The organism is Desulfurispora sp. (genome assembly GCF_052744395.1).
In genome coordinates, this window is record NZ_JBRAJI010000011.1 from 1 (window position 1) to 21,143 (window position 21,143).

General features: G+C 58.6%; 21 protein-coding genes and 1 other RNA gene. All 22 read right to left on the minus strand.

The window, feature by feature from the left end; translation table 11 throughout:
• Window positions 1-211: 211 nt before the first annotated feature.
• Complete coding sequence (locus tag ACUVTU_RS04495) at window positions 212-388, minus strand: hypothetical protein (protein ID WP_445888762.1); 177 nt, start codon at window positions 386-388, stop codon at window positions 212-214.
• Between the two features lie 142 nt (window positions 389-530).
• Window positions 531-707, minus strand: a complete 177-nt coding sequence (locus ACUVTU_RS04500; protein WP_445888763.1) for a hypothetical protein — start codon at window positions 705-707, stop codon at window positions 531-533.
• Window positions 708-776: 69 nt separating this feature from the next.
• Window positions 777-1,874 carry a tRNA 2-thiouridine(34) synthase MnmA gene (gene mnmA, locus ACUVTU_RS04505; RefSeq protein WP_445888764.1) on the minus strand — a complete coding sequence of 366 codons (1,098 nt, stop codon included), beginning with the start codon at window positions 1,872-1,874 and terminating at the stop codon, window positions 777-779.
• A gap of 62 nt (window positions 1,875-1,936) precedes the next feature.
• On the minus strand, window positions 1,937-2,308 hold the full coding sequence (gene nifU, locus ACUVTU_RS04510) for a Fe-S cluster assembly scaffold protein NifU (RefSeq protein ID WP_445888765.1): 372 nt from the start codon (window positions 2,306-2,308) through the stop codon (window positions 1,937-1,939).
• 112 nt (window positions 2,309-2,420) lie between these two features.
• On the minus strand, window positions 2,421-3,650 hold the full coding sequence (nifS, locus tag ACUVTU_RS04515) for a cysteine desulfurase NifS (protein ID WP_445888766.1): 1,230 nt from the start codon (window positions 3,648-3,650) through the stop codon (window positions 2,421-2,423).
• 37 nt (window positions 3,651-3,687) lie between these two features.
• Window positions 3,688-4,119 carry an RrF2 family transcriptional regulator gene (locus ACUVTU_RS04520; RefSeq protein WP_445888767.1) on the minus strand — a complete coding sequence of 144 codons (432 nt, stop codon included), beginning with the start codon at window positions 4,117-4,119 and terminating at the stop codon, window positions 3,688-3,690.
• A 178-nt stretch (window positions 4,120-4,297) separates the two neighbouring features.
• A complete protein-coding gene (locus tag ACUVTU_RS04525) occupies window positions 4,298-5,635 on the minus strand; it encodes a replication-associated recombination protein A (RefSeq protein ID WP_445888768.1) in 1,338 nt (445 codons plus the stop codon).
• A gap of 4 nt (window positions 5,636-5,639) precedes the next feature.
• Window positions 5,640-6,245, minus strand: coding sequence for a Uma2 family endonuclease (locus ACUVTU_RS04530; protein WP_445888769.1), 606 nt, complete (start codon window positions 6,243-6,245; stop codon window positions 5,640-5,642).
• 213 nt (window positions 6,246-6,458) lie between these two features.
• The gene (locus ACUVTU_RS04535; protein WP_445888770.1) at window positions 6,459-6,737 is read right to left on the minus strand and encodes a transcriptional regulator; all 279 of its coding nucleotides are present in this window, start codon (window positions 6,735-6,737) and stop codon (window positions 6,459-6,461) included.
• Between the two features lie 144 nt (window positions 6,738-6,881).
• Window positions 6,882-7,211 carry a thioredoxin gene (gene trxA, locus ACUVTU_RS04540; protein ID WP_445888771.1) on the minus strand — a complete coding sequence of 110 codons (330 nt, stop codon included), beginning with the start codon at window positions 7,209-7,211 and terminating at the stop codon, window positions 6,882-6,884.
• 194 nt (window positions 7,212-7,405) lie between these two features.
• Window positions 7,406-8,140, minus strand: a complete 735-nt coding sequence (locus ACUVTU_RS04545) for a tRNA threonylcarbamoyladenosine dehydratase (protein ID WP_445888772.1) — start codon at window positions 8,138-8,140, stop codon at window positions 7,406-7,408.
• Window positions 8,141-8,325: 185 nt separating this feature from the next.
• Window positions 8,326-8,509: non-coding RNA, 6S RNA (gene ssrS, locus ACUVTU_RS04550), on the minus strand.
• Window positions 8,510-8,607: 98 nt separating this feature from the next.
• Complete coding sequence (locus ACUVTU_RS04555; RefSeq protein WP_445888773.1) at window positions 8,608-10,617, minus strand: alpha-glucosidase; 2,010 nt, start codon at window positions 10,615-10,617, stop codon at window positions 8,608-8,610.
• Between the two features lie 101 nt (window positions 10,618-10,718).
• A complete protein-coding gene (locus tag ACUVTU_RS04560; protein ID WP_445888774.1) occupies window positions 10,719-11,834 on the minus strand; it encodes a M24 family metallopeptidase in 1,116 nt (371 codons plus the stop codon).
• A 55-nt stretch (window positions 11,835-11,889) separates the two neighbouring features.
• Window positions 11,890-13,233: an L-fucose/L-arabinose isomerase family protein gene (locus ACUVTU_RS04565; protein WP_445888775.1), complete on the minus strand. Its 1,344-nt coding sequence runs from the start codon at window positions 13,231-13,233 to the stop codon at window positions 11,890-11,892.
• A 108-nt stretch (window positions 13,234-13,341) separates the two neighbouring features.
• Window positions 13,342-14,217, minus strand: coding sequence for a carbohydrate ABC transporter permease (locus tag ACUVTU_RS04570; RefSeq protein WP_445888776.1), 876 nt, complete (start codon window positions 14,215-14,217; stop codon window positions 13,342-13,344).
• 13 nt (window positions 14,218-14,230) lie between these two features.
• The gene (locus ACUVTU_RS04575; RefSeq protein WP_445888777.1) at window positions 14,231-15,106 is read right to left on the minus strand and encodes a carbohydrate ABC transporter permease; all 876 of its coding nucleotides are present in this window, start codon (window positions 15,104-15,106) and stop codon (window positions 14,231-14,233) included.
• A 156-nt stretch (window positions 15,107-15,262) separates the two neighbouring features.
• A complete protein-coding gene (locus ACUVTU_RS04580; protein ID WP_445888778.1) occupies window positions 15,263-16,528 on the minus strand; it encodes an ABC transporter substrate-binding protein in 1,266 nt (421 codons plus the stop codon).
• Window positions 16,529-16,708: 180 nt separating this feature from the next.
• Window positions 16,709-17,797, minus strand: a complete 1,089-nt coding sequence (locus ACUVTU_RS04585) for an ABC transporter ATP-binding protein (RefSeq protein ID WP_445888779.1) — start codon at window positions 17,795-17,797, stop codon at window positions 16,709-16,711.
• 30 nt (window positions 17,798-17,827) lie between these two features.
• Window positions 17,828-18,994, minus strand: a complete 1,167-nt coding sequence (locus tag ACUVTU_RS04590) for a diphosphate--fructose-6-phosphate 1-phosphotransferase (protein ID WP_445888780.1) — start codon at window positions 18,992-18,994, stop codon at window positions 17,828-17,830.
• Between the two features lie 38 nt (window positions 18,995-19,032).
• Complete coding sequence (locus tag ACUVTU_RS04595) at window positions 19,033-19,887, minus strand: class II fructose-bisphosphate aldolase (protein ID WP_445888781.1); 855 nt, start codon at window positions 19,885-19,887, stop codon at window positions 19,033-19,035.
• A 129-nt stretch (window positions 19,888-20,016) separates the two neighbouring features.
• Window positions 20,017-20,775: a GntR family transcriptional regulator gene (locus tag ACUVTU_RS04600; protein ID WP_445888782.1), complete on the minus strand. Its 759-nt coding sequence runs from the start codon at window positions 20,773-20,775 to the stop codon at window positions 20,017-20,019.
• Window positions 20,776-21,143 lie beyond the last annotated feature (368 nt).

Sequence of the window (21,143 nt, forward strand, 5' to 3'; positions counted from 1 at the left end):
AGTGCCATCTCTGGTTGTTAATGGGATATTCGGGGCTTAACCGAACACCAATGTGCCTGATAATAACTCTGGCATCCGCTCAGTCTGGCAGTGTATCTGGAGTTTGCCGCACTGCTGATCAAATACCATCTAAGTTATACCCCCAAAGTAACAAAGGCGGGCGGTTCCCGCGGCCCGGAAAAGGACGTCGGAAACCACCCACCTTTGGCCGTCAGTCACCCATCAGCCGCTTGCCGATACCCCGTACAAAGCGCTCGGCCTGTTTTTCCGGCCGGTCGGGCGCATGCCTTTCCCGCCAATCCGCATGGCGCTGCGGCCGCATGGCCAAAGCCGCCATGGCCCCCAGCAGTCCCCCGGCCAGCACGCCCCGCCAGTAACCTTTGTTCATGTCCATCCCCCCTGCTGTTTGATATCGAATCCGGAGCGGCCCGGCCCGCCCGCAACCGGGCCGCCGGTGCCGCCCGGTACGAAATTCGGGCGAGCGCAGGATGCACACCCGCAACCAGCTGTTTATAAATTACGCTGCAATATTATAAAAGCGTGGCCTGGTTGTGGGGATCAAAGGAAACCAGGCTGCCGTCCTCGGCCACCTCGAAGATCTGCACACCCTCTTTGTTTTTGCGGAATTCCACACAGCAGTCCCAGCAGTAATACTGCTCGGTGCCCACCTTGCCGGTGGCCCTGCCACCGCATACCGGACAGAACAAAACCCCCCTACCTCCCGCCGCATGATTTATTACCTATTATGTCCAGCCGGGCAAAAAAAAATGCACGGGTTAATCCCGCAGCACCCGTTCAATGGTTCCTCCACCCACCACCAGGTCGCCATCGTAAAAGACCACGGCCTGGCCGGGCGTGATGGCCCGCTGCGGCCGGTCAAAAACCACCCGGATGCTTTCCCCTTCCGGGTACAGGGTAGCCGGCTGCGGCTGGCTGTTGTAGCGAATCTGGGCCTGCACGGACAGCGGCCCGGTCAGGTGGTCATACATGATCAGGTTGATGTCCCCGGCCAGCAGCCCCGGCGCATATATGGCCTCGGGCGGCCCCAGCACCACCGCGTTGCGCTGCGGGTCAATCTCCACCACATAGGTGCGCTGGCCAGTGGCAATGCCCAGGCCGCGCCGCTGGCCGATGGTGTAAAAAGCGATACCGCGGTGGGTGCCCAGCCGGTTACCCTGCAGGTCCAGAAAGGGCCCGGGGCGCCGGGCATCGGGCCGCCGCCCGGCAATGAAGGCCGGGTAGTTGTTATCGGGAATGAAGCAGATCTCCTGGCTTTCGGGCTTTTCGGCCACAGCCAGGCCGTACCGCCGGGCCAGCTCGCGCACCTGCGGTTTGGTGTATTCTCCCAGGGGAAAAAGCAACCGGGCCAGCTGGGGCTGGGTCAGGTTGTACAGCACATAGGTCTGGTCCTTGTGTCTGTCGGCCGCCCGCTTCAGCCCGTAGCGCCCACCGCTCGGCACAATGCGGGCGTAATGCCCCGTGGCCACATAGTCGGCTTCCAGCGCCAGGGCCTTCTGCAGCAGGGCGGTAAACTTGATGTGGCGGTTGCAGGCAATGCAGGGGTTGGGGGTACGGCCCCGCATATATTCATCCACAAAATAGTCGATCACCTTCTCGGCAAAAAGCTGCCGGAAGTTGAGCACATAGTAGGGGATGTTCAGTCGATCGGCCACGCGGCGGGCGTCGTCCACCGCCGCCAGGGAACAGCAGCCCACATGCTGGCCGGCCACCTCGGTGACCTGCGGGTCCCAGATCTGCATGGTCACCCCGATCACCTCATAGCCCTGTTCCAGCAAAAGGGCGGCGGTGACAGAACTGTCCACGCCGCCGCTCATGGCCACCAGCACTCGTTTTCCTTTTCGAGATGCGGTCAAAAATTACTCACCCGCCATCTGCTCTTTTTACGGACCACTTCTTACGGTGCTTCCGCCCGTTATTACTGGCCCTGTTTCTCCAGATAGTCCTTGATGGCGGCGTGCAGCGCGTCGGCCGCCAGGTTGGAACAGTGCATCTTTTTGGGCGGCAGGCCGCCCAGGGCCTCGGCCACGGCCTTGTTGCTGATCTGCAGCGCCTCGTCAATGGTCTTGCCCTTGACCAGTTCGGTAACCATGCTGCTGGTGGCAATGGCCGCCCCGCAGCCGAAGGTTTTGAACTTGACATCCTCAATCACATTGTCTTTGATTTTCAGGTATATCTTCATGATGTCGCCGCAGGTGGGGTTGCCCACCTGCCCCACACCGTCGGCATCGGGGATTTCACCCACATTGCGCGGGTTTTCAAAGTGGTCCATCACTTTTTCATTGTACATTTATTATACCTCCCAAATCCCTTTATATCCCCCGGCATATCCCGCCGTGAGCACGGGTCTTCCGGCACACTTTCTTTCAGACCTGGCAGTTATTATTCCCTCGTCCGTCTCCTCAAGGCTGCACTTTACTGCAGGATGCGCTCACTTTACAGGCGGCGCAGTCGCTGTTCATAGCGAATTCGGTCTCCTGATCCAGGGGCGACATGGCCCGCAGTCTTTCCACAATGGGCGGCATGACTTCCAGGAAATAGTCAATGTCCTCCATAGTGTTATCGCGGCCCATGGTGATGCGGATGGAACCGTGGGCCACTTCATGCGGGATGCCCATGGCCAGCAGCACATGGGAGGGCTCCAGCGAGCCCGAGGTACAGGCCGAACCGCTGGAAGCGGCCACACCCTTCATGTCCAGGCTGAGCAGCATGGACTCGCCTTCAATAAAGCGGAAAACAAAGCTGGCATGTCCCGGCAGGCGCTTTTCCGGGTGCCCGGTCAGTTCCACATAGGGAAGGCGGGTGACTTCGGCAATCAGGCGATCGGTCAGCTGGCGCAGGCGGGCCGACTCGCTTTCCATTTCGGCCATGGCCAGCTCCACCGCCTTGCCCAAGCCGATAATGCCCGGCACGTTTTCGGTGCCGGCCCGGCGCAGCCGCTCCTGGGCCCCACCGTGGAACAGGGTCTGGCGCCAGCGGGTGCCCTTGCGGATGTACAGGGCGCCAATGCCCTTGGGGCCGTATATCTTATGTCCGGAAATAGACAGCAGGTCCACACCCAGTTCGTCCACATTGACCGGGATCTTGCCGAAACTCTGCACCGCATCGGTGTGGAAGATGATTTTTCTCTCCCGGGCCAGTTTGCCGATCTCGGCAATGGGCTGAATGGTGCCCACCTCGTTGTTGGCGTGCATGATGGTGATTAAAATGGTCTTGTCATTGATGGCGCTGGCCACATCTTCCACACTGACCAGGCCGTGTTTGTCCACCGGCAAAATGGTGACCGAAAAGCCCTCCTTGCCCAGCGCCTTCACCGTGTTCAAAACGGCGTGGTGCTCCACGGCCGAGGTGATGATGTGGTTGCCCCGGTTTTTGTTGGCATAGGCCACGCCGTGAATGGCCATGTTGTCGGACTCGGTGCCGCCGCTGGTGAAAACTATCTCCGAAGGATCGGCACCAATAGCCCGGGCCACGGTTTCCCGCGCCGCCTCCACATCCTTGCGCACCTTGCGGCCGAAATAGTGCAGGCTGGTGGGATTGCCAAAATGCTCCTTTAAGTATTCGCACATAATGCTGGCCACCTCGGGGTGAACCGGAGTGGTGGCGCTGTGGTCGAAGTAAACTCTGCGCACTTTGAACTGCCTCCTCGCAATTGGTAATATCGCTGGCTCAGCATTTGTGCTCCATTTTTTCCGCCTCGCGGCACATATCGGCCAGGGTCATGGAATCCAGCACGGCAATGATGCTGTCCCGCACCTTCTCCCAGACCAGGCGGGTGATGCAGCAGTCCGCCCGGTCGCACTCCGCGGGAGCGGATTCGTGCACGCAGTCCAGCGGAGCAATGGGCCCTTCCATGGCCCGGATCACATCGCCCACCAGGATTTCCCCGGGCGGGCGGGCCAGGCGGTACCCGCCCTGGGCCCCCCGGACACTGCTCACCAGACCGGCCTTGCGCAGCAGCACAATCAACTGTTCCAGGTAGTTTTCCGATATATTCTGTCTTTCCGCCACCGTCTTGAGCGGCACCGGCTGGTGGCCGTAGTGCATGGCCAGGTCAAACATGGCTTTTAAGCCGTAATGACCCTTTGTGGAAAGCCGCAACCTTTCACCCCCCACCGCTCCCGGCCTGGTTATTGGGACATGTTTTCATAACATAGTAATCCAATCGGAATTATCTGTTTAAATCATAACACCGGGTACAATAACTGTCAAGCCGGCTCGCAGATGAGCAATGCAGCGTGGTTTTTGTCACCGGCCAATCGCGGATGTGCCGCCCAGATCATTCAGGCTCGCTCAGACGGTGCAGGATTTCCCGCAGGCCGGCCTCCTCACCGTTGCCCGTGGGCAGGTAAAACTGCCGGCCGGCCAGGTGGGCGGGCAGATACTGCTGCTTGATATAATGCCCCGGATAATCGTGGGGATATTTATACTTTTCCCCAGACGCTTCCCCGGCCAGCGCCGCCAGCCGCAGGTTGCTGCTGTCGCGCAGGTGGGCGGGCACCGCGGTCTGGCGCTCATTTTCCACAGCCTGCCAGGCGGCGTTGATGGCCCGATAGACCGCGTTGCTCTTGGGCGCCAGGGCGATGTAGATGGCCGCTTCGGCCAGAATGATCCGCGCTTCGGGCATGCCCACCATCTCGGCCGCTTGGGCCGCGGCGGTGGCCAGCTGCAGGGCGCGGGGGTCGGCCAGGCCCACATCCTCGGCGGCACAGATGACCATACGCCGGGCCACAAAGGCCGGATCATCGCCGGCGTACAGCAGCCGGGCCAGCCAGTACACGGCGGCCTGGGGATCGCTGCCCCGCATGCTTTTGATGAAGGCCGAAATCACATCATAGTGTTCATCCGCCCGGTTAAATCCGGCAAAGCGCTGTCCGGCCACCTCCCGGGCCATTTGCAGGGTGATATGGCGCACTCCATCCTCCCCGGGCGGAGTGGACAGCGCAGCCATTTCCAGCATGTTCAGGGCCGCCCGGGCATCGCCGTTGGCCACATCAGCCAGATAGGCCAGCACCCCTTCCGCCGGCTGGATCCGGTAGTTGCCCAGCCCGCGCTCGGCATCCTGCAGGGCCCGCTGCAACAGGGCGGCAATCTCACCGTCCTTAAGGGGCTGGAGCTGGAAAAGGCGGGAGCGGCTGAGCAGGGGTTTGTTCACGGTGAAAAGCGGGTTTTCGGTGGTAGCCCCAATGAGTATGATCAGGCCGCTCTCCACGGCCGGCAGCAGCGCATCCTGCTGCGCTTTATTGAAGCGATGGATCTCGTCAATAAACACCACGGTTTTTTGCCCGTAAAAATTCAGCCGTTCCCGGGCCCCGGCGATCACCTGGCGCAGTTCGGCCACCCCCGCTGTCACGGCGTTGATCGTCTCAAAATGAGCGCGGGTGGAGGAAGCAATCAGCCGGGCGATGGTGGTCTTGCCCGTTCCGGGCGGGCCAAACAGGATGATGGACTGCAGCGTATCGGCCTCAATGGCCCGGCGCAGCGGCGTTCCCTCACCCACGATATGAGCCTGCCCGGCAAATTCGGCAAAACTGCGCGGCCGCATCCGCTCGGCCAGCGGCGCCCGGGTGAGCTGGCGGGCCTCCCCGGCATGTTCAAACAGGTTCTTCACCGGCATCACCTCAGCAATTGTCAGTTTCTACTCCAGCAAACACAGTCTGCAGGTTAACGGTTAAGCCGGTTAAGATTGCTACCGGAACCTGCTCTGTCCCGGCGTAGATTTCCGGCCGGCCATAGCGACCGTCCGCGCCCAATTTAAAGACAGTCAACAACCTGGCCTCCGGCTCTACCAGCCAGTATTCCTTCACACCGGCCTGTTCGTAGAGATGAAACTTTTCATAGCGGTCGCGCCGTACCGAATTGGCCGACAACACTTCCACCACAAGATCCGGTGCTCCTTTAATGCAGTTCCGGCCTATTTTATCCGGGTCACAGACAACAAAAATATCGGGTTGCACCACGTTGTTGATCAAGTGCTCCGGCAGGTCATTGCCACCTGTGCCGGGCAAGAGCACATCCAGCGGTGCAGCAAAAACCCGACAGGGTTTACCAGATAAATAATTGGCAAACTGCCGCACCAGTTCCACCACCACCAGCTGGTGGTTTGGACCGGGAGAAGGCGACATGGCCAGTGCCTGACCGTTAATAATTTCCCAATGTTCATTTTCCGGCCAGGTGAGATAATCACCATAAGTGTAGTGAGCATTTGTATTGAGAGCCTGCGGCATGATCATTCCTCCCGCGCTAAAAATACTACCCGACATGGCTTTATGATGTTTGTTAACCCAGGTCTGGGCCTGGGCCGATTGTAAATTAATTATAGCACAGGGCCATACCTTAAAGATTTACCGCCGTGCCGTAATTATTTGGGCATTAAACCACGCCAAAACAAAAACCGGGACGCATCCCGGTTTTTTTGCCAGCCACTGCCAGCAAAATAACTAGCTGGCCTTGGCATCCAGCAGGTTTAAAAACTCATCTCCCAGTCTGGTCAGGCTGCAGATCTTGCTCTTGCCCTCGGTGGACACTTCCACCAGCCCCAGGGCGTACAGCTGCATGATCACGTGATCCAGCACAGCCCTCTTCACTTTGGCGGTCAGGGACAGTTCTTCTTTGTTCATGCTGCCCTGATCCACCAGCGCCCGCAGCACCCGCTCGGCCTCTTCCGGCAGGCGGTCGCTGACCTTGATAAAATATTCTCCCAGGGGAGTATCGACCATACATTTTCACCTCCTGCACTTGCTGTTCACAGGCTTTGCTAATAGTATGGTCATTTTCTCAATTAAATAATCCCGGTATGAACATATTTTTATAAAAAATAAAAACGCCCCGGCTTTCCGGCCGCGGGCGCAGGGAACCTGATCTTACAGGTGCTTGCTGATAAAGTCGCTCAGATCCTTCTTGCTTTTAAAACCTACCGAACGATCCACTTCCCGGCCACCTTTAAACAGGACCAGGGTGGGGATGCTGATCACTTTAAACTCCGCCGCTGTAGATCGGTTTTCATCCACATTCAGTTTGGCCACCGCCAGCTGGCCCTGGTACTCCTGCGCCAGTTCTTCCACCAGCGGCGCAATCATCTTGCACGGGCCGCACCAGGCCGCCCAGAAATCCACCAGCACGGGCACGGGCGAACCGGCCACATATTCTTTAAAATCGGCATCGCTGAGGGCTTTTACCAGATCACTGGCCATACCTCTCCTCCCCTTTCTTTACAGTAGCAGACCGGAAAAACCATCCCCGCCTCCGGGAATGACAAGAAAAAACCCCGCCCAGCAGTCTCGCGTACAAAAAAAGACTGTCCGTAATGATTATAATATCCCGTAATTTACCTTGTCAATTCAGCCGGGCCGCCGTTCGTAAATAATGATTTACACCATATACCCGGTCAGCCGGATGAGGGCAGCCCCAGCAAAAACCGCACCACTTCCGCAGCCATGACCAGCCCGGCCACCGGTGGTACGAAGGGTAAACTGCCCGGCGGCCGGCGTTCCCCCGGCGTCGCGTTGGCCGCTTCCTCCTCCCGCTGCACCGATCCGGGCGGCTCGGGGGAAAAGACCACTTTCACCCCGCCGCCAATGCCCTCCTGGCGCAGGCGGCGGCGCACAACCCGGGCCAGCGGACAGACCGACGTGCGGGAAATATCGGCCACCTGCAGGGCCAGCGGGTTCAATTTGTTGCCCGTGCCCATGGCGGAAATCACCGGCACGCCCCGCGCCAGACAGGTTTTGATCAGCTCCACCTTGGCCTCCACATCATCAATGGCATCCACGCAGTAATCAGGAGGAGGCTCACCCCAGATGGCGCCGTCACCGGGCTGGTAGCGCCGGCAGATTTTTACCACCCCGGCCCGCGGGTTGATGCGGGCAATCCGTTCCGCCATCAGGTCGGTTTTGTACCGCCCCACGGTGTCGGTCAGAGCGTGCAGCTGGCGGTTGATATTGCTGGGCGCCACCCGGTCGAAGTCCACCAGGATCAGCCGCCCCACCCCGGCCCGGGCCAGGGCTTCCACCGCAAACGATCCCACACCGCCCAGCCCGAATACGGCCACACCGGCCGCCGCCAGTCTGTCCACACCGGTCTGACCAATCAGCAGCCGGGTGCGGGCGAAAATGTCTTCCATACCTGCTCAATCCCCCTGTCCGGCATGTCTCACCCCCTGGCCGGCAATCGGTTTTCAGCCGGCGGCAAATACCGGCCGCCCCCCGCCCGGAAAATGGACCACGCCGCACAAATCAAAATTCCGCCACACCCATTATAGTATGGCGGAATTTCAGCAATCAAACATAAATATTATGGGCCCAAATTATTAACCCCACTTTTGCCGTGATACCCCAAAGTTTAGACCTGTTCTCAAGCAGGTGGGTGCCCTCCTGACTGCTTTGCGCTTCCCCTACCGCGGGGGCCTGCACGCTGCAGCCAGAGCCCGGGCTCCCTCTTTGTAAGTGTTGGTCAAACACTTCTAAGGTTTTCACGGGCAAAGCAGGGTATTGATTTCGCTGAAACTATATTAACATACTCTTAAACTTATTGCAAGCGCACCCCGCTTAACGCACCCGGTATCAGATATACCAAATAATGGACAGGCCTTTACATGCCTCCCACTGCTGCCAGCAGACCGGCAAAAGGCGAAGCAGTGCGGTAGAACACCGGCGGGCGGCCCAAAGGAGCCGGCACGGTGTGCCGACCTGCACCGTAAACCTCACCGGTCCAGAGGTGCACCCAGCGGTCATCGGGCAGGTACACGCGGTGGCTGTCCTGCCCGGGCTGGATGACCGGTGCCACCAACAGATCCCGCCCCAGCAGATACTGGTACTTGTGCCGGTGCAGTTCCCAGTCCTGCTCATAATGAATGTAAGGATGGCGCATCACCGGCAGACCGCGCTGCGCATTTTCCCGCACCGCCTCTTGCAAGTAGGGTTTTAGGGCCACATGGATCCGGCTGAAGCGGGCAAAATGGCGCAGGGTTTCTTCATCCGAATCAAACTGCCAGCAATCATCCGGCCGGTTGCCTTCGTGAGTGCGCATCACCGGCGAAAAGCAGGCCTGTTCCACCCAGCGCATAAACAATTCCTTTTCCCGCACCACACCATATAAAGAGGTAAAACCACCAATGTCAGAATGGTGCAAACCAAAGCCGCTCATGCCCAGGGACAGGGCGGCCGGGATGACCGAGGCCAGTCCGTCGTCCAGGCTCCAGTTCACCAGCTGGTCGCCCGCCCACATCAGGGTGGAATAGCGGGCTGTGCCGCTGTAACCGGCCCGGGTGAAAAACACGACTTCACCCAGCTGCCCCGCTTCCTCCACCGCTTCACGGTTGGCCCTGGCCCACAGCACCGGCCACAGGTTATGCACCTCTGCACCGCTTTGCCCGGAATGAAAAACAGCATCCACCGGCGTATACTCGCCGTAGTCGGCCATCCAGCCCGCCAGGCCAATCCCCAGCATATTTTGCTTGATGACCTCTTTAATCCAGGCCACGGCCTGTGGATTGGTCAAATCCAGCAAAGCGGCGGGGAAGGTGGTCACCTCCACATGGTACTCGCTGCCGTCCGGCCGGCGCAGCAGATAGCCCCGGGCAGCCGCTTCCCGGTAGAGCTGCCCTTCCAGAGCCAGAAAAGGATTGATGTATCCCAGAAAGCGAATGCCCTGGCGGCGCAATTCAGCAATGGTGGAGGGCAAATCAGGATACATTTCCCGGTGATAAACCCAATCCCACATCAGCTGTTTGCCAAAAGCGGTTACCCGCCGCCCTTCCCAGTCCTGGCACCAGAGCGCCGCCACCTCCAGGCCATGTTCAAGGGCCCGGGACAGCTTGTCCAGCACCACCCGGGTACCGCCCTGCAGACCCAGCCAGACCCCGTCATAGGCCCAGTCGGGCAATTCGGGCTGCCGGCCCAGCAAAGCGGTCAGGTCCTCCAGCACCTGCACAGCAGTGGGGCTAAAGGAAATGATCAACCGTTGGGGCACCGCCCATATGGCCAGCTGATGGCGGTGCGGGTCGCGAAAATCAAACTCCATATAATGGCTGTCATCTACATGGCAGAAATAATTGCGCGTAGAGACAAATGTGGGCTGGGGGTAATAAGTGGTATACCAGTCCCCGCCCCCCCGGTCGGCCACATCGGCCTGGAAAGTAACCGCGTCTTGCTTATTCCGTCCCACCCCCTGTTCGGAAACCCAGAGGGGCACCCGGCGGCCCCGCATATTCAGCTCGGAAAACTGCTCGCCCAGGCCGTAAATGCACTCGGACTCTTCGGCCCACAGGTTGATCCAGAGCCGGTTGAAGTCCGCTCCCTCCCGGTCAAACTCCACCACCAGCCGGTCCTCCTGCAGCAGCAGCCGGGTGCAAATTTCCCGCCCCGCTTCGCGCCACCAGTATATGGTGAGCTCATTTTCCCCCTCTTCCACCAGCCGGTAGTAACTGAGGGGCTGTTTTTCCTCCAGGCTATCCTCGATCAGAAAGTTGCCGTGGTGCATATCAAAGGTCGCCCGGCCCCGTCCGGCATACAAAAAAGGAGCATCCGGTTCGTGGCGGAATACCAGCTGCCCTTTCAGAAAGAGCTGCAACCGCTCGCCGTCTTTTTGCCAGCCAAGCATAGCATTACCTCCAACTTTACTATTAACCAAAGCACTGGCCCGGGAAAAACCCGCATGCGGCGCCCGGACCAGGGTCCTCCCGGGCGCAGCGCAGTATTTATCTATAGCTCCAAAATGGCCGGACGCAACAGCACTCCACCCGCCACCTCGCACCTCTCTTGCGGCCACCAGGCAGGCACCGGCGTCAGCACCTGGGGCAAACCGTTTTCGGTCAGCAGTATGGTATCCTCACTCTTGGTACCGCTGATGGTAGGATTGTAGCCAAACATCTGCCCGGCCAGCAGCACCTCCTCCCGCTCTCCCAGGCGATATTCGCGGGGAGCGTAACCAATGGCTCCTCCCTGATGATGGCACTGCCATTCCTGCGGATACCCCACCCGGGCATAGGCCTGCCGGACCAGAGAGAATATTTCCCCACTCTCCAGACCGGGACGGCTGGCCGCCATTAAATCCGCATCCACTTCGCACACCCGGCGATGCCTTTCCCGCAGCCCGGCCGGCAGGCTTCCCAGATACGCACAGCGGGTCAAGGTGACGTGCAGGCCCCATTTTTCGCCCACCAGGCTGATCAAAGCGTACCTCTCCAGCTCTCTGTTACCCGGCACCGGGTGGCGGCAAGCGGTCACCCGCTCATCCACTCCCACCAGCAACACGGCTGGCCGCACCCCCTGGTTCAGCAGTGCCCGGGAGAGCTCCGCGCTGATTTGCCACTCGCTCATTCCCGGCCTCAAAGCAGCACACAGGGCGGCGGTCTCCCGGGCGCAAATGGCGGCCAGTTCCCTGGCCCGGGTCAGTTCAGAGGCTGTCAGAACAAAGCGCAGGCGGTCCAGTTCGCTGCCCAGGTCGGTCAGTCCGGGCAGCGGCACATCGGCGGCCAGAGGTCGTCCGGCCGCCAATTTTTCCAGCACCGGCAGCGGATTTTCGTACCAGGGATATGTAAGCGGGGTAAAGTCCAGGCCGGCCAGTTCCTCCTGACAAAGGCGCTCTATTTCATTGACAGGAGCCAGCACATAGCGCCGGCCTTCCAGATATACCAGCACGGAGCAACCGCGCTCCGAACCGGTGACCACCCGGTTGCTGCCGCCGCAGCTGTACCAGGCGTAATTGCTAAACTTGAACAAAGCCACACCGGCCAAACCCCGCCCGGAAAGCAATTGTTCCAGCCGGCGGGTTTTCTCGGCCAGCTCCAGCTTTCTGGTGGCCGGATTATCGTTCATGAATTCTCACCTATTTTTCTGGTTTCAGTTTTGTGCATCTAAAAGCCACACCCGCTCAGGACAACGTGCTATAATCCACCATTGCGATGCCCAGCAGACGGCCCAGCAATTTCAGCTCGGCCCTGATGTCACCGTAAACCAGCGCAAAGTGCGGTTCCCAGCCATCGGCCACCACCCGTTCCACCAGCGCCCGGGCCTGACCGTCCAGCTGTACGGCCACAGAAGTGCCCAGAAACTTTTGCGGCGTGTCCAGAGCCTCTCCCCCCAGCGCAAAAAGGCGCAGCCGGCCGTCTTTTTTGCCCAGGCGCAGCACGGTTACCCGCCCGGGTTTCAGGCCGAACTCCATGGTGGGCCCGATTTGCCGGTTGGGGTGCACTCCCAGACGGGCCCCCGGCTGGGGCCGGGCCAGTGAGCAGGCTCCCGCTCCACAGTGCCAGAAGATGAGGGAGTTATGCTCTTCCTCCAGAGCTACCGGATCGCCCAGATAGGCCGGACCCCCGGCCAGCTGGCTGCCTGTGAACATGGACAGCGCTCCACCCAGGTCGGCCTCACAGGCCGCCGGCACGCCGCTGTCCGTAAGCAAGGACAGCACCGCACAAACCGGCACCCCGTACTGGACAAAGAAATCGGGCCAGCAGCGGGAGGCCAGCGCACCAATCTTGTTTTCCCGGACGAAATCCTGATAAGCCTGCATCAGGCGAGCGTACTTCTCCAGGTATGGTTCCTCCACCTGCTGCGGGTTGGCCACAGCGGCCAGCAGGCGCTGCCGGGCCTGTGCCACCTCGTCCGGCTGATAACCGCGCGCCCGCTCCATCAATGCAGCAGCTTCTACGCGCACCACCCGCACACCCAGCTGGCCGGCCAGCAATGATTCGTCCAAATCGCCAAAGGCGAAGCCGGGGGGAAAACTGCCCACCACACCGGCCACCAGCTGGCGCAGGGCAGCGCGAGTGCGCAGGACGGCCAGCAGTTCTTGCAGCTTACGGCGCACCCGCTGCTCGGTCGGGGCGCCGGAAACAAACAGGTACGGCCGGCCCTGGGCGGTCAGGCTATTGCCGGCGGCAAAGGCCCCGGTCAGGGAATTGAGACGCAACCTGCCGCCATCAATAACCGGCTCGTCCACCGCCCAGACCAGCACCGGACAGCTGGCCAGCCGGGTGACCGTGGCGGCAAACTCGCCGCCGACAAAGGTGGTGCACTGATAAATAACCAGGTCCTGGGGCGGCAGGCGACGCAAATAATCCTCCACCATTTCGGGTGAGGTTAACAGACCCGGTGAAATATTTATTTCTGGAAACAATTCTTGCAGCACCTGCACCGACTGCTGAAAAATGCTCTCTGCGCTGGGCTGATGAAAGGTCACCCGCCCCAGAGGCAGGTAGGCTATTTGCAAAGACATGGCTGCGGCCTCCCAACTATCATCCTTCAATAAAAAACTGTCCAGCAGACTATATCCGCCCTCCGGCACCAAGTACCCCGCGCTCCGCTGCCGAAAAAAAGCTGCTCCTTATCCCTTCATGGAACCGGCTGTCATACCGGCAATGAAGTAGCGCTGCAGAAAAACGTACACCAGCACCATGGGCAAAGAGGCCAGTACCACGCCGGAAAAGATCAGCGGATAGTTGGTCAGATATTCACCCTGGAAGCTGAGCAAAGCCAGCGGCAGGGTCTGCAGGCTCTTGGATTTGAGAATGAGCAGTGGGTACAAAAGATCGTTCCAGACGATCACGAAGCAAAAGATGGCCGCCGTGGCCAGTGAAGGCAGGGACAGGGGAATGACAATGCGCGAGTATATCTGCCAGTGGCTGCCCCCGTCAATCATGGCCGCCTCGATCAAGCCTTTGGGCAGGGTTTTCATAAAACCGGCCAGGATGAATACGGCAATGGGCAAAAGTGTAGCCACCGTCACCAGCACCAGACCGGTCAGGGTATCCAGCAAATACAGCCTGTCCAGCAGCAGGTACTGGGGAATCATGTTCACCTGGGTAGGGATCATCATGCCCAGGGTGAAAAAGGCGTATAAAACATTGCCCAGCCAGTTGGGCAGGCGGATGATGGCATAGGAGATCATGCTGGCCAGAAAAATGATCGCCGCCACCCCCACCAGGGTCACCAGCACGCTGTTTAGAAAGTAGCGTAGCATTTGCTCGCCGGTAAACAGGGTTACATAGTTCTGCAGGCTCCAGGTTTGGGGTAAACCGAGCGGATTTTGGTACAGCTGCTGGGTGTCTTTGAAGGTGCTGACCACCACCATAAGCATGGGCACCAGAATCAGAACGGCATAAACCAGCAGCAGCGCATGCCTGGTTATGGCCGCGCCCAGATCCCCGGAACCGCGGCCTTTCTGTCCGGCTGCAGTATTGATTGCCAGTTCTTTGTGCACACCTCACCCCTCCTCAGTAAGTAACCCGGTTGGCCCGCAAGATTTTGAACTGCATATAGGTGATGCTGGCGATGATCAACATGAACAGCACGGCTGAAGCCGAGGCGTAACCAAATTTGAAGTTGCGGAAAGCTTCGTGGTAAAGGAATATGGACAATATTTCCGTGGCATATGAAGGTCCCCCATCGGTCATGGCCAGGATCAAATCAAAGGCCTTGAAGGACTGCAACGTAGTATAGGCCGCGACAATGGTCGCCGAAGGCGCCAGCAGGGGCCAGGTCACCCGGCGAAAGGTCTGCCAGCGGGAGGCCCCTTCGATGCGGGCCACCTCGTACAGCGAATGGGGAATGGACTGCAAACCGGCTATGAAGATCACCATCACCTGACCGGTATGCGCCCATACCTGCACAAAGGCAATGCTGTAAATAGCAATTTTTTTATCGCCCAGCCAGGAATGCTGCAGTACCTCCAGACCCAGTTTTTGCAGAGTCAGATTCAAAAAACCAATACTGGGGTCGTACATGAATATCCAGATAAACGCCACCGAAACCGAAGCAATAATGGTGGGCAGAAAAAACAGGGCCCGGTAAAAAATATTCAGACGGGTGTTTTTGACCAGCAAGAGAGCAAAGAGCAAGGAAAAAGCGGTTTGAAATATTACCACAAATAAGGTGTACTTGATGTTGTTCCCCAAGGCCTGATGAAAAACCGGATCCTGACCGATCATAAACTTGTAGTTGTCCAGCCCCACCCAGTTGTAATCGGGCGAGATACCGTTCCAATCGGTCAGCGAAAGACCCAGGGCTGACAGTGTGGGGGTAACAAAAAAGACCAAATACATCAGCAGCCCCGGCACCAGGAAAAAGATGAGCCCCCGGTACTTGCGCATAAGAAAACCTCCCCGACCGCTCTGGCCCCTGCCGGTTCTTCATCCGGCAGATATGATCGGGCGGGGCACCCCGACGGGTTGGCCCCGCCCATCTGTCAGTATCAGCAATTTGAAATTACCTGACCGACATTACTCTGCTTCAAGTCGCAAAGCCGCTTATTTTTTGCCCCGCACTCTCTCCACCACGGCCTGGGCCCTGCCCGCCGCTTCCTGAGGAGACAGGCCGGCAATCACATCCTGGAAGGCCACTTCCACTGCTTTCTTCACCTCTTCATCGGGTATAGTATAGCGCGGCTGGAAGCGGGTCTTCTTATTCAACCATTTGGCCTGTTCCTGCAGTTCGGCCGATTCGTACTTGACGCCTTTTACCGTCAGCATCTGGCCGGTTTCATTGGCATACAGGGAAGCAACCTCCGGCCGGGTGAGAAACTCCAGAAACTTCTTGGCTTCGGCCTGGTGTTTGGATTTAGCATTGATCCCCAGCATAAAAGTGGTAGTGTGAATACCTTCCCACACCGCTTTGTCCGCCGGCACGGTAATGGGGGCCAGCAGGCCCATTTCCATCTGCGGATTTTGCTTTTTCACCGTAACCATCAGATATGACCCCATGGCCAGCATGGCTCCCTGTCCCTGGGCAAACTGGGCGGTAACCCCTTCTTTCTTGCTGCCCAGCACATCTTTCTGGAAGTAACCTTTGTCGTTCAGTTCCTTGATCTGGGCCAGCGTCTGAACAAACCACTCATCGGTCAGTTTGGCCTGCCCGTCCATCACTTTCTGGAAGATCTCCTCATCGGGCGCATTATTCATCAGCATGGGGTTGATAAACTGGCCGGGGCCGTTATCACCGGGCAGCAGAATGGGAGTAACGCCGTTTTTCTTCAGCGTTTCACACAGAGCCAGAAAGCCATTCCAGTCTTGGGGCGGCTCCAGGTTGTACCTGGCAAAAATGGCCTTGTTGTAAATGGGTATGTTGTAGACCAGCTGATAGGGCAGGGCCAGCTGCTGGCCGTCCTTCTGACCGGCCTTGATCAAATTGGGCTCAAAGTTTTGTACAAAAGGCTCGTTGGTCAGGTCAACATAAGCATTGGCCTTGCTGATGGAATTGAAATGGCTGCCGGGATAGGCGGTGAAAATATCCGCCCCCTTGCTGGACTGCAGTTCGGCCTGAATGGCGGCAATGTAAGCCTCGGAGCCGGAAATATTCATCTCCACTTTGATGTTGGGGTTCTCCTGCTGGAACTTGTCAATAATCTTGTTAAAGACCTCAGCATCTTCCCCCCGCCAGTGGGCAAAACGAATGGTCACTTTTTCTCCGGCCGCTTTGTCGGCACTGTTGCCTGAACCCCCGCAGCCCGCAACCAGCAGGGACAGGGACAGGGCGGCTGTGGCCAGTAAAGTACCCGGACGCCATTTTTTAAACATTTTTCCAACCTCCTTAATTTTTCCACATACTGACTGTGTCCATTGTTTAAACACTTAAGCCTCGTACCGCTAATGTATCCTGCCGGGCCAGCCCTTCATCCAAAACCAGGCACCCGGACCGACAGCATCACCTCCGCCGTTGATACCTCCTACCTCTACACTCCACTGGTTCACCCCTGCTCACAACAGCCTCTGGCCAACGGCGGTTGAGAACAGGTAAAGCCTGTCCAGATCCATGTATACCGGCACCGGTTCACCGACACCGGCCTGTACCAGGTGGTGATCATTGATACAGGCGGTAACCTCCTGGCTGCCCATCTGCAAAAAGATCACCTTTTGTGCTCCCAGGTCCTCCACCAGCACCACGCGGCCGGCCAGTTCCTCACTCCAGCGCCGTCCGGTTTTCTGGCGCAGGGAGATATTCTCCGGCCGCACCCCCAGAATAACCTCTTTTTCGGCAATCCCTGCCGCCGCCGCAGGCAGGGGGATGGTAAAGCCGTCGCAGCAAAAGCGCGGAACACTGCTTTTGTCCAGGGTGCCCTTGATAAAGTTCATGGCCGGCGAACCCACAAAATCGGCTACAAAAAGATTGGCCGGCTGGTGGTAAATCTCATCCGGAGTGCCCACCTGCTGAATTTGTCCGCCATTGAGCACCACAATGCGATCGCCCATGGTCATGGCTTCCACCTGATCGTGGGTCACATAAATAGTAGTGGTCTTCAGCTGCCGCTGCAGCTTAACCAGCTCCGCCCGCATCTGCACCCGCAGCTTGGCATCCAGGTTGCTGAGAGGTTCGTCCATCAAAAAGACCTGCGGCTGGCGGACAATGGCCCGTCCCAGCGCCACCCGCTGCCGCTGGCCGCCCGAGAGCTGTTTGGGATAGCGGTCCAGCAAATGTTGAATAGATAGAATCTCCGCCGCCATGGCCACCCGGCTGGCAAGTTCGCTCTTGGGGATTTTGCGCAGTTTAAGGCCAAAGGCGATGTTTTCAGCAATGGTCATGTGGGGATACAAGGCATAATCCTGAAAAACCATGGCTATGTCCCGGTCCTTGGGTTCCAGGCGGGTCACATCGCGCCCGCCAATGATGATCTGCCCCCGGCTGGGCTCTTCCAGACCGGCCACCATGCGCAAAATGGTACTCTTGCCACAACCGGAGGGGCCCACCAGCACAATAAACTCACCGTCGGCTATTTCCAGGTTGATCTCCTTGATAACCTCCACATTTTTAAAGGACTTACCTATGTTACGCAGCGCCAGGCCCGACATATTGCCACACTCCTCCCGTACAGCTCATCTTCAGGCTAGGTCAAACAAGCAAAGATAATTATCGGCAATGGCACCGGTCAAAGGAGCCAGCCAGCGTAAAAACTCACCTGTTACCTGTTTACTGCGGCTGTCGTAAAAACTGACCGGCACCTTTTTCTCCCGGCCCCCCACTTGCTCCAGGGGCAGAGGCGAACCTTCCAGGCGCACCATATGGTCGCCCTGTCCCACCAGCGCTGCCTGCACTGCTGCCCGGCCCACCTGATACGCTTCCTGCTCATCCCGGGAGGAGCGATAAGCGGCAAAACAGCGCTGGGCCATTCCCAGTTCCTGGCTGCGCACCCGCAGTTCCAACCTCTCGGCCAGCACACCGGCCAGGTAGGCCGCTGCACCGCCGTAAACCTGGCTGCCCTGCTTGATCCGGGCAAAGGGACGGTTGCCCAGCGGCCTGCCGTCCGCACCGCGCACCCCCTCGCCCACCACCACCACAGCAAAGCCATATTCCTGATAAACCGCCCTGACTTCCCGCACCATTTCCTCCACATCCAGCGGGTGTTCAGGCAGGTAAATCAGGTGCGGCGCCTGCCAGGGTTGTTCTTTGCCCAAGGCGGAAGCAGCCGCCAGCCAGCCCACATTTCGGCCCATCACTTCCAGAACGCGTACCTGCTCAAAAGTGCGCATGGAGTAGAGATCCAGGCCCAGATCCTGCGTCACCTGCGCCACATAGCGGGCTGCGCTGCCATATCCCGGGGTGTGATCCATACCGGCAATATCGTTATCCACCGTTTTGGGCACGCCGATCACCTGCAGGTCGCAACCGTGCGTCCGGGCGGCCTGTGCCAGCCTGTGGGCGGCATACATGGTGCCGTTGCCCCCGATTTGCAAAAAGTAGTCCGCCCGGAGTTTTTTTAGCGCTCCCGCCAGGCGGGGAAAATCTTCCTCGCGCAAGGCCAGCCGGCTGGAGCCCAGAAAAGCGGCCGGCGTACGGCGCAGCCGATCCAGCTGTTCGGCGCCCAGCCCGGTCAAATCCACCAGCCGCCCCTGCAGCAGCCCTTCCAGGCCATAGAGCGATCCGAGAACTTGCTTGATTCGGCCACATTCCCGGGATTCGGCGATAATTCCGGCCAGCGTGCTGTTGATCACCGCGCTGGGCCCACCCGTCTGGGCAACAACCAGTATTCCATCCCCTGCTGCAGTCATTTTATCTCCTGCCTTCACTTACAATAATTATTGCTCCGTCACTCCATCAGCTGCCGCCAGCCACTGTGGAAAAAGCGCAGTTTTCCGGCTACCAGCTCCGCCACCGCTTCTTTGCAGGCCTGGGGAAGGCCAATCAGGTCGTAGGCGGCCGGAGCAGCCATTTGCCGCTCGATAAAGGTATCTATATATGTCTTTTTAACCTCGGTACCAATGTTGATTTTTTTAATCCCGTACTGCACCGCGCGGGCAAACTGCAGGGGCTCCAAACCTGTACCACCATGCAGCACCAGCGGTGCCGTACTCACCCGGGCCAGCTCGGCCAGCAGGTCGAAATTTAAATTGGGACAACCTTTGTAAAAACCATGGGCATTCCCTATGGAAACCGCCAGGGCATCCACAGCGGTAGCCGCACAAAACTCCCGCACCTGGGCCGGATTGGTCATCTTGCCGTGCCTGACCTCTTCTCCGTCCTCCACACCGGCCAGGGCACCCAGTTCGGCTTCCACTGATACCCCCACTGCGTCGGCCACCTGCTTCACCCGACAGGTGAGAGCAATATTATCTTCCAAGGGCAAATGGGAACCGTCAATCATCACCGCGCTGAAACCCAGGCGGATGGCCCGTACACAGGTAACCAGATCGCGGGCGTGATCCAGCAGGACCACTACGGGCACCGCAGCCCGGCGGGCCAAACTGACCATGATCTCCCCCACCTGCTCATTGCCGGGCCGGGCCAGCACAGCGGCACCCAGCATGGCAATTACCGGCAGGCCAACCCTTTCCGCACCGGCAATAATCCCCTGAGCGGTGTACAGATCATAGGTACTGAATGCGCCCACGGCCCCTGACCCGGCCGATCCGGCCAGCACTTCGCGCAATGTCACCAGTGGCATTTAATCATCCTCCATTCTGTTAAAAACCCCCAGCATCTGCGCCAGACTCCAGGCACCCTGTCTTGTGGTAATAGGTATTACCACTACTCCGGATTGCGGCGCCGCCTCTCCGCGCCGGTCAACCGGCCCTTACGGCTCAATGATCACGCCGCGGGCCGGATTGGGCAGGTCTCGCTTTAGCTCCACCCGGTACTTGTAACGATCCGGGCGATAGGCATTGTAGGAATACTCCACCGGCCGCTCGTTACTATAGACCAGCCGGCTCATCACCAGCACCGGTGCGCCCGGCGCCAGACCCAGATGAGCAGCCACCTCGGAGTCGGCCGCCCCGGCCGAAATATCCTGCCGGGCAGTTTCCAGAGCAATGTCCAGTTCAGTATGCACTATCTCGTACAGGCCGCGTTCTTGTAAATTGTACTGAAGCAGACTGCGGCCAATTTTAACCGGCCAGAAACTCTTGACATACACCACGGGATTGCCATCCATTAAGTGCACTTTTTCCACCAGGAAGAGCTTTTGTCCCCCAAAAACTGCCAGCTCGGGGTGCCGGTTCAGCAAAGCGGTGGTCACGGTCAGCTCCCGGGTGGACAACAGGCGGGCACTGGGCCGGTGGCCACTGGAACGAATCTCTTCAAAAAAACCGGTGAGCCGCCCCAAATTCTCCACATGCTCGCGTTTAACAAAGGTGCCTTTGCCCGGGTGCCTTTCCAGCCACCCCTCACGCACCAGTTCGGATATGGCCCGCCGCACCGTGGTGCTGCTCACACCGTATTTTTGCATCAGCTCTTTATCCGTGGGAAAAAGATCGCCCACATTCCACCGCCCCTGCTGCAGGGCCTGCCGCAGCTCGGAAGCGATCTGGTAATGCAAAGGCATGGGCGCCCGCACAACCATACCTCCAGTTATGGCAAGATTACATATATGTAATATTGCAATATTATATATTTGCAAATATTGTACTATATGTTTTTTAGCAAATCAACAGATAAATTTAAGGTTTTGTTAACAAAAAAAGCGCTACCATCCGGCCGGTTGACAAATTCTGCGCCACTGCTTACAATATACCAGAAGAAACGACCGGCTAAAGCCGCCGGCCATTTCCGGCCGGGGCAGAACCCTGCCGGGCATAGCGCAAAGCGATGACCGGGCAAGTAAGCGCCTGTGCACCGCCCAGGGAGGAGGGATCGTGACTGCAAGTCCCTCTGCGGCTGCTGGTGCTGAAGAACCCCCGGGAGCGGCCGGGCGAACCGGACGGG

Excerpts from the sequence above, each read along its gene's own strand:
- ACUVTU_RS04555 (WP_445888773.1), bottom strand. The coding sequence starts at position 10,617 with ATGCTTGGCTGGCAAAAAGACGGCGAGCGGTTGCAGCTCTTTCTGAAA.
- ACUVTU_RS04495 (WP_445888762.1), bottom strand. The coding sequence starts at position 388 with ATGAACAAAGGTTACTGGCGGGGCGTGCTGGCCGGGGGACTGCTGGGG.
- ACUVTU_RS04590 (WP_445888780.1), bottom strand. The coding sequence starts at position 18,994 with ATGACTGCAGCAGGGGATGGAATACTGGTTGTTGCCCAGACGGGTGGG.
- ACUVTU_RS04545 (WP_445888772.1), bottom strand. The coding sequence starts at position 8,140 with ATGGAAGACATTTTCGCCCGCACCCGGCTGCTGATTGGTCAGACCGGT.
- nifU (WP_445888765.1), bottom strand. The coding sequence starts at position 2,308 with ATGTACAATGAAAAAGTGATGGACCACTTTGAAAACCCGCGCAATGTG.
- ACUVTU_RS04525 (WP_445888768.1), bottom strand. The coding sequence starts at position 5,635 with ATGCCGGTGAAGAACCTGTTTGAACATGCCGGGGAGGCCCGCCAGCTC.
- ACUVTU_RS04565 (WP_445888775.1), bottom strand. The coding sequence starts at position 13,233 with ATGTCTTTGCAAATAGCCTACCTGCCTCTGGGGCGGGTGACCTTTCAT.
- ACUVTU_RS04595 (WP_445888781.1), bottom strand. The coding sequence starts at position 19,887 with ATGCCACTGGTGACATTGCGCGAAGTGCTGGCCGGATCGGCCGGGTCA.
- ACUVTU_RS04560 (WP_445888774.1), bottom strand. The coding sequence starts at position 11,834 with ATGAACGATAATCCGGCCACCAGAAAGCTGGAGCTGGCCGAGAAAACC.
- trxA (WP_445888771.1), bottom strand. The coding sequence starts at position 7,211 with ATGGCCAGTGATCTGGTAAAAGCCCTCAGCGATGCCGATTTTAAAGAA.
- ACUVTU_RS04530 (WP_445888769.1), bottom strand. The coding sequence starts at position 6,245 with ATGCCGCAGGCTCTCAATACAAATGCTCACTACACTTATGGTGATTAT.
- ACUVTU_RS04575 (WP_445888777.1), bottom strand. The coding sequence starts at position 15,106 with ATGCGCAAGTACCGGGGGCTCATCTTTTTCCTGGTGCCGGGGCTGCTG.
- ACUVTU_RS04585 (WP_445888779.1), bottom strand. The coding sequence starts at position 17,797 with ATGTCGGGCCTGGCGCTGCGTAACATAGGTAAGTCCTTTAAAAATGTG.
- ACUVTU_RS04580 (WP_445888778.1), bottom strand. The coding sequence starts at position 16,528 with ATGTTTAAAAAATGGCGTCCGGGTACTTTACTGGCCACAGCCGCCCTG.
- ACUVTU_RS04535 (WP_445888770.1), bottom strand. The coding sequence starts at position 6,737 with ATGGTCGATACTCCCCTGGGAGAATATTTTATCAAGGTCAGCGACCGC.